This is a genomic window from Roseiterribacter gracilis, from assembly GCA_018332375.1.
Taxonomy (GTDB): domain Bacteria; phylum Pseudomonadota; class Alphaproteobacteria; order BOG-932; family Roseiterribacteraceae; genus Roseiterribacter; species Roseiterribacter gracilis.
The window spans coordinates 1,103,682-1,119,262 of the sequence record BOPV01000001.1; the positions used below are offsets into that span (position 1 = coordinate 1,103,682).

The window sequence follows — 15,581 nt, forward strand, 5'->3', positions numbered from 1 at the left end:
TATAGGCGCACCGGACCTAGGTCGCGCAGTTCGCGGCGAGGTGCAAGCGTACGCCGCTATGTTGCCGGCTGAAGTTTCCCCGGCACCGCGAATGGCCGCCGGGCCAGGAATGCGATCGCGCCCGCCAGCAACGACGCGGCACCCAGTCCAGCCAACCCAATCGGCCAGCGTGCCCGTTCACGTGCCGTCGCGGTCAGCGTCTCCGCAACAAACCGTTCGCCACGCGCCATCTCGGCATAGGAACGCTGGAACGAAGCAATCCGGCGCAGCATGTCGTCGTCGAGCGGCGTCCCATCGGTTCGCGCCGCGCGCTCGCGCGCATCGAGCTTGGCCAGCTCGTCCATCCATTTCTGCGCCGTCGCGCGCGCATCGTCCTGCGCGAAGCGTTCGGCCGGGGTGAGAAAGCTTTCGCTCCAGCGCGCAACCAACGGCGCCAGCGGCTGGTCGGCAGCGGGCGCGGTCATCCACCAGCACGACGCGCCCGCAACCGCAGCGCTCAACCCGTAGCCGGCGAGCGCAACGAGCCGCAACGGCGCAACGCCGCGCAAGATGCGCAGCACGATCGCCAACACCACGCTCGCAGCCAGCGCCAAAACCAACGTGGCGCCCAGCGGCCGGTCGATCACGAACGCAGCCGCAACGCCCGCAATGCTCGCGATCGCGCCCGCACCGAGCGCGATCGCAAACGCGACGGGAAAGCGGCGCGACAGCAGCAGGCCTGCAACGGCTGGCATGATCAGCAGCGAGAACACGACCAGCACGCCCGCCATCGCGACCGAACTCGTCACCACCGCGGCAAAGCAAAGATAGAAGCCGAGTTCGAGCGCCAGGCTGCGATCGGCCGCGCGCAGCTTGCGATGGAACACCGCCAACGCGGCACCGATCGCACCGTAGAGCAATGCCGTGCGCGGCAGACTGTCGAGCGAGACCGACAGCAAATCGCCGACCAGCACGCGTTTGACATGCTCGGCTCCTTGCGGCGCGCCGTCGACAACCAGCACCGTCGCTGCGGTCGCAACCACATAGGCGATGCCCACCATCGCTTCACGTCCGACCGCTGCGCCCAGACGTGGCGCAACCGTCAACAAAACGGCCCCCGTTGCTGCCGCAAGAAAGGCCCAGACTTGCGTCGCCAACGCGCCCGGCGCGTGCCCGGCTGCAACTGCGGCCGTCGCACCCAACGCAGCGAGCTGCGCCAACGCCAGGTCGGCAAACACGACGCGCCGCCGCAACACGTGCAAACCAAGCGCAGCATGGATCGGCACCAGCAACGCAAGCGCCAGCAGAACCGGAAGCGCCAACGCGATCATGCGCCCACCTTTGCAAATGCATCGGCGAGACGCGCAACCAGCGCGTCCATCATGGCGACATAGGTCTCACCCGGCGCTTCACCGTTGCTGGGCAGCGCAACCGGCGTCAACGCTGCAGCGCGCGTCAAGGCGGGCGTCAGTTGGCCGGGATCTGCCTGCTCGACCAGCAACAGCCGCACATGTTTGCTGCGCGCAATGTCGGCGATCTCGGCCAGACGTGCCGGCCCCGGCGACACGCCTTCGCGCAGCTCGACCGTGGCTGCGATGTCGAGACGGAAGCGGCGCGCGAGATACGGGAAGCTGTTGTGATAGGCAAGCACCGGCTGGTTCGCGTACGGCGCCAGCGCTGCGCTCCAACGCGCCAGGCCGGCATTGAGTGACGCGTTGAACGCGTCGAGCCGTGCCGACAACACAGCCTCGCGCGCCGGATCTGCAGCCAGCAACGCTGCAGCGATCGACGCGACTGCCGTCTTGGCGTTGACGGGATCGAGCCACCAATGCGGATTGGCGCTGCCATGCGCGTGTCCGTCGGATGCTTCGACGGCGCGGCCTTTGACTTCGAGCAATGCGATACCGCGACTGAGATCGACGCTCGCCGTTGCGAGGTCGGCGCGCTGCACGCGGCGTGCGAGCAAGGTCGCCCAATCGTCGAACCCTGCCCCAGCCCGCAACAGCAGATCGCCGCTCTGCATCACCGCGAGATCGCCCGGACGTGGCGTGAAACGTTCGGGATCGAAGCCGGTCGGCAAGAGCTGCACGACGCCGTCCGGCACCAATGCACGCGCCAATCGTGCAACGACATTGGTCGTCGCAAGTACCGTGCGCAGCTCGCCGCTCCGCGCCGGCCGCGCCCTGCAGAACAGCGCGGCCGACGCGGCGACGACAAAGACGCGTCGGTTTATTTGGACGCGGTCTTGGTTCGCCACAGGCTTTTCGGAGTCTGGCAAACGACGGTCTTGGTCGCACCCGCCGGCGGACCGACGCGGCAATCGCCGGCTGCCGACACCAGACCGTAGGAATCCAGACGCGTCAGGCCTTTCTTCTCGACCAGCAAATTGATCATCGCCATCGACGCCGTATCCATCGCCTTGTTCAGGTCGGCGTCGGTGCCGACCGTGACAAAGGCAGTCGCCGTTTCCGCCGTCGGCAATTTCGCCACTGGTTTGCCAGCAGTCTTCGCGGTCATGCAGTAGGTGCCTTTGACGACGTTGACGACTTCGCTGATCCGGCAATCCCAGTTCGTCACCATCAGCTTGGTCGCCGCTGCTTCATCCGGCGCCTTCTTGGTTTCGACCAGATACTTCACCGTCTCTTTCTGCAGCAGGTCGTACGCGATGTTCAGGTCGCGGTCGTAGCCGATCGTGATCCAATGCGTCTTGGTCTCGATGCGCGGCCATTCGAGCTTCTGGCCTTTGATCACCTCGACCGTGACGTTCAACTCGCGGAACGCGCTTTCCATCGCAGTCAGATTGATCTCGCCATTGCCTTGTCCGGCATGGCTGTCGCCGGTCCACAACAGCGCGCCTTTGACGAAGACCGGAATGTAGATCGACGCGCCTTCGGTGAATTCGTTGATGTCGAGATTGCCGGCATACTTACCTGGCGGCACGGAGCTGTAGCGACCGGGCTCAGCCCGCGCGACGCCAAGCGTGCCCGGGAACGGCTTCACCGGAATGAAGACGCCGGGCAGAAACTCGGTCTCCATTTTGACCAGGTCGAGATAGAAATACTTGACCTGCCCGTCGGGGAATTCTTTGGGGAATTCGCCGAACATGCCGGGCACGTTGAAGTTGGTCGCGTAGGAACGCGGCACGATTTTGTTCAACGTCACTTTCAACACGTCACCGGGCTCGGCGCCGTCGATGAAGATCGGACCGGTCAGCGAATGCGGGCCGCGGCCGGGATAATCTGTTCGAGTCTTTTTGATCTGCTCGATCGTGGTGCCGGGTACGACCTGGTTGTGCGCGTGCATCATCGTCTCAAGCGCGATGCTGTCGCCCGACTTCACCGTCAGCACCGGCGGCTGCGCATTGTCGAACCAGCCCCACTGCGTCGTTTCCAACGTCGCCGGCAGCATATGGATCTTGCCGCCTTTGGCGTTGGTCGCGGGCGTGACGCGCAGAGCCTGGTCGACCGGTCCCAACACCGGTTGCGGCACGGTCGCCTGGGTCCGCGCAATCAACGGAACGTCGGCAGGTGCAGGCGGCGCGGCCGGTGCCGGCGCAGGTGCAGGTGCAGTTTGTGCGAAGGCAACAAGTGGCAGTGCCAGCAACGAAGCGGCGGCAAGATGGCGGTAGCGCAAAGGTCGGCTCCTCGAACGGGGCCGGCACGGGCCGGAACGACCCACGCATCTACAAGCCTCGTGCCAGCGCGGAACATGGCGCACGGCCCACGCGCACTGCACCGAGCTGGCGCAGATTCAGGCAGTGCCCGACTGTGAAAGAAGCAACTGCGCCGTACGCGGCTGCGCCGCGCTAGAGAACGCCCAGCTCGCGCCACACCGGCAGTTTGGTCTGCAGCAGGTCGTTGACCTGTTGCACCGTCTCCAGCTCGATCGATGCGACCGGCGCACCGTGCTGCAGCATCTGGCGTCCGGTCTGACGGAAATAGCCGACGACGAACGCAGCGAGATCGCTGGGCGAAGGCCGCGTCGGTTCGAGCAGGATCGGGTAGAGCAAGCGATCGATCACGTTGGTGCCGATCGCACTGCCCGTCTTGCCCGCAGCCAGGAACTTGGGATCTTCGCCGTAGCGCGTGCGCATCGCCAAAGCGAGGTTGAGCGCGCGGCTCGTCTCGACGGCGCTGCGCGCGCCTGCCGCTTGCCGCGGCGGCACCAAAGCCGCCTGCCCGGTATGAACCAGCATCACCGCGCACTGCAGAACCGCATTGAACGACTGGTTCGCCATCGCCGGCAGGCTGTCGAGTTCGTCGATCGTTTTGGCACCGCTCGCCAGCGCGGCGACGATCGGCGCGTAGAGCGCGGGCGGCAGGTCGGCGTCGCCGATCATCAGCTTGACCGCCAACTCGATCTTGTCGGCCGGCTTGCTCAGCACGACGCCAAGCTCGCCCAGCAGGCGTCGTTGTTCGATGGCGGGCAGACGCGCTTCGCCACGCACATACAGGTCGCGTCGGAACTGTGCGTTGACCGCCATGTCGCGCAGCAGCTCGCGCATTCCCGCATCGGGCGCGTCGTTGAGCAGAGCAAGCAATTCGGGCGGTACGACGAACTCGTCATACATCTCGCCATATTGCGCGCTGCCGACAAAGCTGAGCTTGGCGTCGGCCAGGTCGCGCATCACGTCGGTGACGTAAAGCGGCTCCCACGTGTCGTTGAAAAATTCGTGCGCGAGATAGGCGCGGTCCTGGGTCTCGGCAGTTTTGAGGCGCAGTCCCAGATCTGGATTGGCGGCGAACAGTTTTGCGTTGTTCTCGTTCAACTGCCGCAGCATGCCGAGCGCGTGTTCGATCTTGGTCTGGGTCCGACCCGGCACGCGCCGCGCCAGCTCGACCATCATCCGTTGCGCCGCAAGCATCGGCGTCCAACCGGGCATGCAGTTCCAACTGATATAGAACAGGCCGCCCGGCTTCAGACGTTTGCCGACGAACTGCACGATCTCGCGCCGCCGCTCGGCGTCGACCCAGGTATAGGTGCCGTGCAACGCGATGAAGTCGAACATCGGCAATTCGCTGTCCGACTTCTCGCACAGGCTGGCGAAACTCTCTTCACCGATGACGCAATTCTTCAGACCGGACTCGACCAGCAGCGATTCCGCATTGCGGATCATGCCGGGGCTGAAATCGTAGCCGTAGAAACGCCCCTGCGGATTGGCCGCAGCGAGCAGCATGGTGCCGACGCCCTGCCCGCAGGCGAGTTCGCAGTAATTGTACGGGGCCGTGATCGCGGGCGGGCGCACATTGCGCAGCAGCGCCGCCAGATACAGCGAGACGGGTGCCATCTCGCGATAAAAATCCGACGTATAGGGAATGTCGGAAACGTAGCCGCCGGCCCAATTTGTCATGCCTGCGTCCGTACGCGAGGCGCCACAAAAAGGAAAGCCTGCTCTACGCCGCTGCTTCCGGCACGACGGGCACGTCGCATCCCGTGACGCAGCAACGGCCCGGCTGCGTGTCGCGCACCCGCGCCGTGCCATCTGCAATACCGCGATCGAGCAACTGTTCGACCAGCGCCGCTTTTTCTTCGAGCGGATAGTTGCGGTAGATCTCGCGCTTCATCGCTTCGGGTGAACCACCGCCGTGGAGCGAGATAATCGAATACCAGCCGCCGCTGTTGGAGGCGGTTAGATCTTCGATGAAGCGCGCGACTTCCAACCGTTGCGAGGCCGGTACGTCGGGCCGCCCGGCCAATACCGCTGCCAGCGACGCTTGCGTCGCGGGATTGTGGTCTTCGTCGGGACCCGGCAGCGCTACCACCAAGCCGCCCGACACGTAATGCGCCAACCGGTGCATGTCGTAGATCTGCGTTGCCAGCAGCAGCTTGCCGATATTCGAGAACACCGCGTCGGGCTGCATCACGCCCGACAGATCGCGCTGGCCGTAGACCGACGCTGCAACACCGCAGGCAAAGAAGCCTTCGACGATTTTGATCAGCTCGACCATCGCGTCGCGGATATGGCCGTGGCGATCGGGGTCGAGCCCGTTGGCCTCGTTCATCAACACGCCTGCACCGATCAACAGATCGCCAAAGCCCGCGCGTGCGGCGATGCAGCTGTGGCGGTGATGGGTTGCATAGGTCGTGGTGAGAAACCCCGACTGATCCCACTCGCCGTCGAGAAACACGCGGTCATACGGAACGAAGACGCGGTCGAACAAACAGACCGCGGTCGACTGCCCGTATTTGCCGGTGAATTTCGCCGCCGCCTCGCCCGGCCGTCCGGCTGGCCGCGACACGATGGTCAACCCCTCGGCGTCGATCGGTACCGCGCAGCAGACCGCAAAATCCTTGTCGGCTTGCGTCATCGACCGGCACGGCATCACCAGCAGCTCGTGCATATAGGGCGCGCCGGTGACGATCGCCTTGGTGCCCGAAATCACGATCCCGTCGGCGCGACGCTCGACGACATGCAGATAGACGTCCGGGTTCGCTTGCTGATGCGGTTTCAACGACCGGTCGCCCTTGGCGTCGGTCATCGCAATACCGAGCGTCAGGTCGTTGTCCTGCACGAAATGCAGATACTGCAAAAACCGCGCATGATACTCGCGCCCACCCGCCGCCGCATCGAGACGCTGCGTTGACTGGAACAGCGCGTTCATCGAATCGTGCACGAGATAGCGCTGGGCGCAGCCGGTGTATTTGCACAACAGCCGGATCGCTTCGAGCTTGTACAGAAGGTCGGTCGAGGTGTCGTTCATGTGCAGCATGCGATTGACGACTTTGCCGCTGGTGCGCTGGGTCGCCAGCATCAGCAACTTGTGTTCGTCACGCAGCGCGAAGTCGTAGGTGACGCCGACCGCGGCAATGCCGGGCGCCAGATCGGGATCGTCGGCCACGCTTTCGACCTGGCGGCCATTGACGTAGACGCGCGGGCGATAGCGGCGCAGCGACTCCCGGTATTCGGCAGCGGACATCAGCATGGGGCACCTCCGAGGCACCAAAATCTAACGCTGTTCAAATTTTCGAGCAAGCATGTTAGAAAGCGCCATGTCGCAGCGCGCCGCCCGCAAGACCGCCCTCGCCACGCATAAAAAGAGCTTCATTCTCGAAGCGGCGCAGCGCGTCTTTGCCGAACACGGGCTGGAAGGCGCCACGATGCGCGCGATTGCGCTGGAAGCGGGCTACACGGCGGGCGCGATCTATTTCCACTACGCGTCGAAGGAAGAGATTTACGCCGACCTGCTGGACCAATCGCTCGACCGCGTCATTGCGGCGACGTCGAGTGCCAAAGGACGCGATGCCAGGGCGCGCCTGCGCGCGGCTGCCCTCGCCTTCTTCGATTTCTATGCCGACAATCCACGCGACCTCGATCTCGGCTTCTATCTCGTGCACGGCATGCGACCGGCCGGGCTGACGCCGAAACTCAACCGCGCGCTCAACGACAAGCTGCTGGCGTCGCTGGCGCCGGTCGCCAGCGCGCTGCGCGAGCTGGGCCTCGACGAAGAAACCGCGCGCCACGAAACCGCGTCTTTGTTCGGCCATTGTGTCGGCTTGCTGCTGTTGCGCCACACACGACGCATCCGCCTGTTCGACGCCGATCCGCGCGCGCTGTTCGCGACCGGGCTCGACCGTCTGGTGAAGGCACGCGCGTGAAGTTCCGTCTGCACCAGGCGCAATCGGCGTTGCTGTTGGTCGATCTGCAGACACTGCTTCTGCCCGCGATCGAGCATGGGGCTGCAGTCGTGGCGCGCGCCGCGTTTCTTGCGCAGGTCGCACGGTTGCTCGACGTGCCGGTCTTTGCCACCGAACAAAATCCCGCCGGGCTCGGACCGACCGAACCATCGCTGGTTCCATTGATCGACCGTACCCTGACCAAGTTTGCATTCGACGCGACAGCAGAGCCTGGCCTGCTCGCTGCCCTGCCCGACCGGGCGCAGATCGTCGTCGCCGGCAGCGAGGCGCATGTCTGCGTGCTGCAGACCGCAATCGGCTTGCACCATGCGGGCCGGTCGGTTGCGGTGGTTGCCGACGCAGTCGGTTCGCGCCGCGCGAGCGACCGCGAAACCGCGCTGGCGCGGCTGCGTGCTGCTGGCATCGACGTCGTCAGCGCCGAAATGGTCGCGTTCGAATGGCTGGGCCGATCCGACCATCCGCGCTTTCGCGACGTGTTGAAGCTGCTGCGCGAGTAGAAGAGACTGTCCCGGTACCGGCGCCAAAAGCCGGAGCCGGGAGGAATGCTTGGATTACGCCTCGATCTACCGACGCTCGCTGTCCGATCCGGAAGGTTTCTGGGCCGAAGAAGCAGGCGCACTCGACTGGTCGAAACGGTGGGATCGCGTCCTCACCTACGCACCGGGAAAAAGCTGGACCTGGTTCGACGGCGCCACGACCAATATCTGCGGCAACGCGCTCGACCGGCATTTGCCGACGCGGCACAACCAGATCGCGCTGATCCATGACAGCGCCTATACCGGCGAAATCACCCGCATCTCCTATCGCGAGCTGCACGAACGCGTCGCACAATTTGCCGGCGCGCTGGCCGCGCGTGGCGTCGGCATGGGCGACCGCGTACTGATTTACATGCCGAACATTCCCGAAGCACCGATCGCGATGCTCGCCTGCGCCCGCATCGGCGCAATTCACTCAGTCGTGTTCGGTGGCTTTGCCGCGCGCGAACTTGCAAGCCGCATCGCCGACGCCAAGCCGCGCTGGATCGTGGCTGCATCCTGCGGTCTCGAGCCGGGCAAAGTGCTGGCCTATATGCCCGCCGTCGAACAGGCGATCGAGATCAGCGGGCACAAGATCGACGGTGTCGTCGTGCTGCAGCGCCATCAATGCCCGGCTGATCTGAAAGACGGGCGCGACGTGTCGTGGGACGATTTCGTCCGCGACGCCAAACCGGTCGACTGCACGCAGGTTCCGGCGACGCATCCGCTCTACACGCTCTATACCTCGGGCACGACGGGTCAGCCCAAAGGCATCGTGCGCGACACGGGCGGCTATCAAGTGTCGCTGGTCTGGTCGATCCGCAATCTATTCAACATCGCGCCCGGCGAAGTCTTCTGGACTGCGTCCGATGTCGGCTGGGTGGTGGGCCATTCCTACATGGTCTACGCACCGTTGCTGATCGGTGCGACGACGGTGCTGTACGAAGGCAAGCCGGTCGGCACGCCCGACGCGGGGCAGTTCTGGCGCGTCGCCCACCGGCACAAAGTCGTGACCTTGTTCACCGCGCCAACCGCGATCCGCGGTATCAAGCGCGACGATCCCGACGGCAAGTTCATCGAAGCGACAGATCTGACCTCGCTGCGCGCGCTGTTCGTCGCGGGCGAACGGTGCGATCCCGCGACGGTGGCGTGGGCGTCGAACAAGCTATGCGTGCCGGTGATCGATCATTGGTGGCAAACCGAAACTGGTTGGCCGATTTGCGGCAATCCGCTGGGCATCAAAGAAATGCCGATCAAGCCCGGCTCGACCGCGGTGCCGATGCCGGGTTGGGATGTGCGCGCGCTGGATCCAAACGGCGAAGAAGTCGCGCCCGGCGAGACCGGCGCGATCGTGTGCAAGCTGCCCTTGCCGCCAGGTGCCGCGAACACGTTGTGGAACGCGCCCGAACGTTGGCAAAGCGCCTATCTCGATCGCTATCCCGGCTATTACGCGACCGGCGATGCGGGCTTCATCGACGAAGACGGCTATGTGCACGTAATGACGCGCACCGACGACGTCATTAACGTTGCCGGCCATCGCCTGTCGACCGGTGCGATCGAAGAAGTCGTGGCGATGCATCCGGACGTCGCCGAATGCGCCGTCGTCGGCATTCTCGATCAGCTCAAAGGCCAGATCCCGTTGGGGCTGGTGGTGTTGAAAAGCGGCACGTCGCGCGAGCCGACCATCGTCTGCGACGAGATCGTGCGCAAAGTGCGCGACGAGATGGGCGCAGTGGTTGCGTTCAAACAGGCGATCGTCGTGCCGCGTCTGCCCAAGACGCGCTCGGGCAAGATCCTGCGCGGCACCATCGTCAAAATTGCCGACCGCACCGACTATACGATGCCGGCAACGATCGAAGATCCCACCGCGCTGACCGACATCGAAACGGCGCTGCGCAAGGCGGGGATTGGCGGGTAAACGCTATGTCGCTCGCTTCACCCAGACGCGGCCGCGCTTGAGATCGAAGGTCGTCGTCCAAAGCTGCAGGAACGGCATGCCAAGATTGCCGTCCAAAGTCAGGTCGGGCGTGAACAGACGATCGCTCTCGACGTGAATGCCCGGCGCAACGTCGAACTTGCCGCTATGCAGCCCGTCGGTGACTTCAACCCCAAGTTCCGCCGCGATGTGCTTTGAAACAAGTGTGGTGCTGCTATTGCCGCTGTCGATGGTGAACCAGACCGGCCCCTTCGCGGTCGCGATCGCGACATAGACGTCAAGCGCGAGCCCCTGCAATTCGCGGCCGAGGCGCGCAGGCAGTTCGCGCGCGCCCTTGATGCGTTCGGCACTGCTCGACGACGACTCGACCACGAACAGATTGGCTGCGAGGTCGAGCGTCACCGTCCTGCCGTCAAACAAATCGAGCGCGATGATTCCGTCCAGCGGCTCCGCGCTGGGGTCGAGGAATTTGGCGGGGTCGAGTATTCCCACGATCGCGGCCTGATGCTCGAACGATCCGACGCGCAGGCGAAGATTGTCGCAACGCGGACCGTCGACGCGCTCGCCCGTCATCGTCATGCCGCTGGTTCGCGCCCATGGCGTGCAGCCTGCTTTGGCTGCGAAGCTCGGCGACAACGCGGTCAAGCCACCGCCCGTATCGAACAGAAACCGCCCCTGCACACCGTTGACGCTCGCTTCCACCGTGCGCAGCCGCACACGATAGGGATCGAGCTTGATTACATGCGCGGGCGACGCCGCCGTTGCGTAAGCCGCTCCGAACAGGACGGCGGCGAAAACCAGCGCGCAAGCGCGAAGTCTGTCTCTGAACTTCATTCTTTTTCAGTCCGGCATTGTGAGGAAGACACCAGGCGACGAAGAAGGTCGAGCGGCAGCGCGTGCACAACGTTGCCGTCGCGCCCTTGCATCGTGTCGGCCGCAATCATCGAATTGAGGATCGCCTCTTCGGTCGCTTCGGCGACGGCGCGAAAAAACGGGGTCAGTGCGTTGTTCGGTAGCATCCGAATGTCGGACGCGATCTCGTCGGCGGCGATCGGCACCCGATTGCCGGTCGAAAATGCCACGATCAGGTCGCCGCTCGTATTGCCGCCATAGCCGCCGGCACGGCCCAACCCGACAACGGCACGCTGCGCCAACCGCTTACATTGCGACGGCAGAAGCGGCGCGTCGGTCGCGACGGCGATGATGATCGAACCATCCGTGCGCCGCCGCACGCTGTCGGCAATGTCGTAGCCAATCTGCCGTCCGACCGGCACGCCGTCGACCGTCAGGTGATGGCGCGAACCGAAATTCGCCTGCACCAACACGCCGACGGTGAACGCACCGAAGCTGGTCGCGAGCACGCGCGACGAGGTTCCGATCCCCGCCTTGAACTCGAAACAGACCATGCCGGTGCCGCCGCCGACCGCACCTTCTGCGACCGGGCCTCCGGCGGCGCTCGCGATCGCCTGCGTCACATGCGCGGGCGTGATGCGAAAGGCGGGATCGCTGAGCAGCGCGTCGTTGGTTTCGCCGACCACCGGCTGGTGCGACCGGCCGCGCGTACCATGGCAGCGTGGATCCGCAAGCATCGCGTCGCGCACCGCCCCGATCGAATAGGTTGAGGTCAGCAGGATGGGCGAGGTCAGCAGACCGACTTCGTCAATCCAGGACGTGCCCATCAACTCGCCGAAGCCGTTGAAACAATGCACGCCGGCAAACAGACCCTGCTCGAAATAATCGTAATCGCCGCCGAGAATCGCGGTGACGCCGGTGCGCGTGATCAACGGCTCGTCGGCAATCAAGGTCGTATGCCCAACGCGCACGCCTGCCACGTCGGTGATCGCGTTGTGCGGTCCGACCGGCAACGTGCCGACCTGCAAAGACAGGTCGCGAAGGCGCGCGCGCGTCACGACACGACCTGTCGTGCCCGGTCGGTCTGGATCGACTCGAGATAGCGTCCGGCATCGACATTTCCGCCGCTTACGACGACGGCGACCGGCCCCTTGCCCGCAGGTGCGTTCTTTCCCAGCAGCGCTGCCAACGCCACCGCACCACTCGGTTCGACGACCAGGCGCAGATGGCGGAACGCAATCCACATCGCGAAACGCACTTCGTCATCGCTGACTGTCAGGGCATAGGCGCCGTTCCGGTGCAGGATCTCAAACGGAAGCTCACCCGGGATCTGCATCAGCAGCGCGTCGCAGATCGACGACTTACTGGTGGCCGTGGGAACGCGTTTACCGATGCGCAACGACCGCGCCAGATCATCATATCCGGCAGGCTCGACGGCGTAGACGTCGGGCGGCGGCGACATACACGCCGCGATTGCGGCGACGCCCGCGGCAAGCCCGCCGCCGCCACAACAAGCGAGAATCTGCGACGGCGGATCCTCGGCAGATTGCATGAAAATTTCGCATCCCACCGTCGCCTGACCAGCGATGACGTAGGGATCGTCCGACGATGGAACGATGACACCGTTCTGACCGGCGGCAATCTCGCGCGCGATCGCCTCACGATCGTCGAGCCGGCGATCATAATGAACGACGCGCGCGCCGTGTGCGCGCGTCGCTTCGATTTTGACGCGCGGTGCGTCGTCCGGCATCACGACGGTCGCTTCAATGCCGAGCCGCTTCGCCGCCACCGCAATCGCCTGTGCGTGATTGCCCGACGACCAGGCGACGACAGGACGGCGGTCGCCGTCCTCTTGCAGTGCCTTCAACCGGTTGTACGCGCCGCGAAACTTGAACGAGCCGGTCGTCTGCAGCGACTCCGCCTTTACGTAGACGCGGCGTCCGGCCAATGCGTTGAGATCTTCGTTCTCCAGCAGCGGCGTACGCACGACGACACCGGCCAGACGTCGTTCCGCGTCGGCGATCGCCGCCCGATCGACCCGCGATGCTTCGGTTTCCAGGATCATGTCATCCGCCACAACTGATATCTGTGATCACAGTTACGTTGAGCGAGCTTCGCTGTAAACCGTCCTTTTGTTACGAACTCAGATCGCGGGCTGCATTTGCGCCGCTTCGGTCAGGCGGCGCGTATAGGCTTGTGCGGGCGCGGCAAAAATCTGGTCGGACGCGCCGGTCTCGACAACGCGTCCGTGTTGAAGCACCAGAACGCGCTCGCACATATGCCGCACGACGGCGAGGTCGTGGCTGATAAAGAGGTAGGTCAGCCCGTGCTCGCGGCGCAGGTCCGACAGGAGGTTCAGGATCTGCGCCTGCACGGTAAGGTCGAGCGCCGACGTCGGCTCGTCCAGAATCAGCACGCGCGGCTGCATGAGCAACGCACGCGCGATGCAGACGCGCTGGCGTTGCCCGCCCGAAAGTTCGTGCGGCAAGGACTGCAGATGCTCGTCGCGCAAGCCGACAGCGCGCGCCGCCGCGACGACAAGATCGTCGACCGCCCTGCCCTGCAATACGGTTCGCGCCATCGCGCGGGACAGAACCTCCAGCGGTTCGGCCAGCAGACGGCGCACCGGGCGTCGAGGATTGAGCGCTGCAGCGGGATCCTGAAACACCATCTGCACCGTCGGCCACGGCGCAGTGGACGGCGCGATGTCGATCGTGCCTGCGCTCGGCTGCAGCAAGCCCGCAATCGCCTGGCCGATCGACGATTTCCCCGAACCCGATTCACCGACCAGCCCGACAGACTCGCCAGGCGCGAGGTTGAACGTCACGTCCTGCGCGGCGACATGCGTCGCGCGACCGCTGCGAAAGACGATCTGCAGCCCGTCGGCGCGCACCAGGCTAGCTTGCATCGCTGCCTCCCGCGCCCGCCTTCCAACAGCGCGCGATATGCACGTCGCCTTCGACCGTCAACGCTGACGGCGTATGGCAGCGCGCTTCAACAAGCGCGCACCGGTCGGCAAAGCGGCAGCCGGTCGTGACGGCAGCGAGCGGCGGCACGAATCCGTCGATTGCAGGAATTGCTGCGCCGCGCGCAACGCGATCCGGCCGCGACGCCAGCAACGCGCGCGTATAGGGATGACGCGGCGCGGCCAATACCTGCGCGGTCGGCCCTGCTTCAACGATCCATCCGCCATACATGACGTACAGTCGCGCCGCCATATATGCGACCACGTTGACATCGTGCGTGATCAGCAACACACCGAGATTGCGCTCGCGCGCCTGGTCGCGGATCAGGCGCAAGACGTCCAACTGTACCGTGACGTCCAGCGCGGTCGTCGGCTCGTCGGCAATCAGAAGCGACGGCGTTCCGCTCAACGCCAATGCGATCACCACGCGCTGGCGCATGCCGCCACTGAGCTGGTGCGGATAGGATCGCAAGACGCGTTCTGGATCGGGCAATTCGAGCTGGGCCAGCAACGTCGCCGCATGCTGCCGTGCAGTGGCGCGGTCGGCATCGCGCCGTGCCCGTATCGCGTCGACGAGTTGACGGTCGATCCGCAGCGCCGGATTCAACGCGCTCATCGGCTCCTGGAAAATGAATCCGACCTGCGCGCGACGTGATGCACCTTCCACGCCGCCGACGCGAATGGCGCCGGCCACCGTATGGCCCGTCGCTTTCGGTAGCAGACCCGCGATCGACAAAGCCGCGAGCGATTTTCCCGACCCCGACTCGCCGATCAGCCCGACGATCTCGCCCGCCCCGACGCACAGATCGACGTCATTCAGCGCGCGCAGTCGGCGCGTGCCGACATCCAGCGTGAATTCTGCAACCTCCAACGCCAGCGCGGTCATCGCGGCCTCTCGCGCGGATCGAGCAGATCGCGCAGCGCGTCGCCCAGCAAGGTGAACAAGGAAACGGTGACGGTGATCGCCGCACCCGGGAAGAACGAATACCACCAGTGTGAAAACAAGAAGCTGCGGCTGGCGCTGATCATCGCGCCCCATTCCGAGGTCGGCGGTTGCGCGCCGAGGCCGATGAAGCTGAGGCTGGCCGTTGCAAGCAACGCCGCGCCGACATTGCCAGTGGCATAGACGAGCAAGGGCGGCAGCATGTTGGGCAGCAGGTTGGCGCGGATCTGATGCAGGTTCGACGCCCCCATCAGACGCGCAGCTTTGACGTAGTCGCGCCCGACGATCGCCAACGCTTCGGCGCGCGCAACACGGGCATAGACCGGGATCGACAATAGGCCGATGGCAAGCACCGCGTTGCGAAGATTGGGGCCCAGTGCGGCGGCCAAAGCCAGCGCGACGATCAAGGACGGCACCGACAGGATCGCGTCGATCATGCGCATCAACGCGCTTTCGACCCAACCGCCGACCAGCCCTGCGAAGCCGCCGATCAACATGCCGCCCGTCAGGCCGATTGCGATCGTCGACAAGGCCGCCAGCAGCGACACGCGCGCACCGAAGACGATCCGCACGAACAGATCACGCCCGACGTCGTCGGTGCCGAACCAATGCAACGCACTGGGCGGCAACAGGCGCTGATCCAGCTCGACGTGATTGGCGGGTCCCGCGAACAAGGCGGGGCCCAGCAGCGCGATCAGGATGATCGCGCCGCAACCAGCCGCGGCGAATAGCAATCCAGGTCGCAGCTTTGCCATC

General features: G+C 64.8%; 14 protein-coding genes. 3 read left to right on the forward strand and 11 right to left on the reverse strand.

The window, feature by feature from the left end; translation table 11 throughout:
• Positions 1 to 56 precede the first annotated feature (56 nt).
• The 5 genes from TMPK1_RS05580 to TMPK1_RS05600 form a co-directional block, all read right to left on the reverse strand.
• Positions 57 to 1,310: a metal ABC transporter permease gene (locus TMPK1_RS05580; RefSeq protein WP_420241922.1), complete on the reverse strand. Its 1,254-nt coding sequence runs from the start codon at positions 1,308 to 1,310 to the stop codon at positions 57 to 59.
• A complete protein-coding gene (locus tag TMPK1_RS05585; RefSeq protein ID WP_420241923.1) occupies positions 1,307 to 2,236 on the reverse strand; it encodes a metal ABC transporter substrate-binding protein in 930 nt (309 codons plus the stop codon). The genes TMPK1_RS05580 and TMPK1_RS05585 overlap by 4 nt, the downstream gene beginning before the upstream one ends.
• The gene (locus TMPK1_RS05590) at positions 2,209 to 3,612 is read right to left on the reverse strand and encodes an acetamidase/formamidase family protein (protein WP_420241924.1); all 1,404 of its coding nucleotides are present in this window, start codon (positions 3,610 to 3,612) and stop codon (positions 2,209 to 2,211) included. The genes TMPK1_RS05585 and TMPK1_RS05590 overlap by 28 nt, the downstream gene beginning before the upstream one ends.
• A 172-nt stretch (positions 3,613 to 3,784) precedes the next feature.
• Positions 3,785 to 5,329, reverse strand: coding sequence for a class I SAM-dependent methyltransferase (locus tag TMPK1_RS05595; RefSeq protein WP_420241926.1), 1,545 nt, complete (start codon positions 5,327 to 5,329; stop codon positions 3,785 to 3,787).
• Positions 5,330 to 5,372: 43 nt separating this feature from the next.
• Positions 5,373 to 6,902 carry a 4-hydroxyphenylacetate 3-hydroxylase family protein gene (locus tag TMPK1_RS05600; protein ID WP_420241927.1) on the reverse strand — a complete coding sequence of 510 codons (1,530 nt, stop codon included), beginning with the start codon at positions 6,900 to 6,902 and terminating at the stop codon, positions 5,373 to 5,375.
• Positions 6,903 to 6,969: 67 nt separating this feature from the next.
• Between TMPK1_RS05600 and TMPK1_RS05605 the strand changes: the two genes are divergently transcribed.
• The 3 genes from TMPK1_RS05605 to TMPK1_RS05615 are packed head-to-tail and all read left to right on the forward strand — an operon-like array spanning position 6,970 to position 10,047.
• The gene (locus TMPK1_RS05605) at positions 6,970 to 7,575 is read left to right on the forward strand and encodes a TetR/AcrR family transcriptional regulator (protein ID WP_420241928.1); all 606 of its coding nucleotides are present in this window, start codon (positions 6,970 to 6,972) and stop codon (positions 7,573 to 7,575) included.
• Entirely contained in the window at positions 7,572 to 8,111 is a 540-nt protein-coding gene (locus tag TMPK1_RS05610; protein WP_420241929.1) for an isochorismatase family protein, read from the forward strand. Before TMPK1_RS05605 ends, TMPK1_RS05610 begins: the two co-directional genes overlap by 4 nt.
• A gap of 49 nt (positions 8,112 to 8,160) precedes the next feature.
• Positions 8,161 to 10,047 (forward strand): AMP-binding protein, encoded by a 1,887-nt coding sequence (locus TMPK1_RS05615; RefSeq protein ID WP_420241930.1) that lies wholly within the window; start codon positions 8,161 to 8,163, stop codon positions 10,045 to 10,047.
• A 3-nt stretch (positions 10,048 to 10,050) separates the two neighbouring features.
• On the opposite strand, the gene TMPK1_RS05620 is transcribed toward TMPK1_RS05615, so the two are convergent.
• From TMPK1_RS05620 to TMPK1_RS05645, 6 genes are all read right to left on the reverse strand, one after another.
• Positions 10,051 to 10,899 carry an aspartyl protease family protein gene (locus TMPK1_RS05620; protein WP_420241932.1) on the reverse strand — a complete coding sequence of 283 codons (849 nt, stop codon included), beginning with the start codon at positions 10,897 to 10,899 and terminating at the stop codon, positions 10,051 to 10,053.
• Positions 10,896 to 11,975: a DmpA family aminopeptidase gene (locus TMPK1_RS05625; protein ID WP_420241933.1), complete on the reverse strand. Its 1,080-nt coding sequence runs from the start codon at positions 11,973 to 11,975 to the stop codon at positions 10,896 to 10,898. Before TMPK1_RS05625 ends, TMPK1_RS05620 begins: the two co-directional genes overlap by 4 nt.
• The gene (locus TMPK1_RS05630; RefSeq protein WP_420241934.1) at positions 11,972 to 12,982 is read right to left on the reverse strand and encodes a threonine ammonia-lyase; all 1,011 of its coding nucleotides are present in this window, start codon (positions 12,980 to 12,982) and stop codon (positions 11,972 to 11,974) included. The genes TMPK1_RS05625 and TMPK1_RS05630 overlap by 4 nt, the downstream gene beginning before the upstream one ends.
• 78 nt (positions 12,983 to 13,060) lie before the next feature.
• A complete protein-coding gene (locus TMPK1_RS05635; RefSeq protein WP_420241935.1) occupies positions 13,061 to 13,825 on the reverse strand; it encodes an ABC transporter ATP-binding protein in 765 nt (254 codons plus the stop codon).
• Positions 13,815 to 14,768 carry an ABC transporter ATP-binding protein gene (locus tag TMPK1_RS05640; RefSeq protein ID WP_420241936.1) on the reverse strand — a complete coding sequence of 318 codons (954 nt, stop codon included), beginning with the start codon at positions 14,766 to 14,768 and terminating at the stop codon, positions 13,815 to 13,817. Before TMPK1_RS05640 ends, TMPK1_RS05635 begins: the two co-directional genes overlap by 11 nt.
• A complete protein-coding gene (locus TMPK1_RS05645) occupies positions 14,765 to 15,580 on the reverse strand; it encodes an ABC transporter permease (protein ID WP_420241938.1) in 816 nt (271 codons plus the stop codon). The genes TMPK1_RS05640 and TMPK1_RS05645 overlap by 4 nt, the downstream gene beginning before the upstream one ends.
• Position 15,581 lies beyond the last annotated feature (1 nt).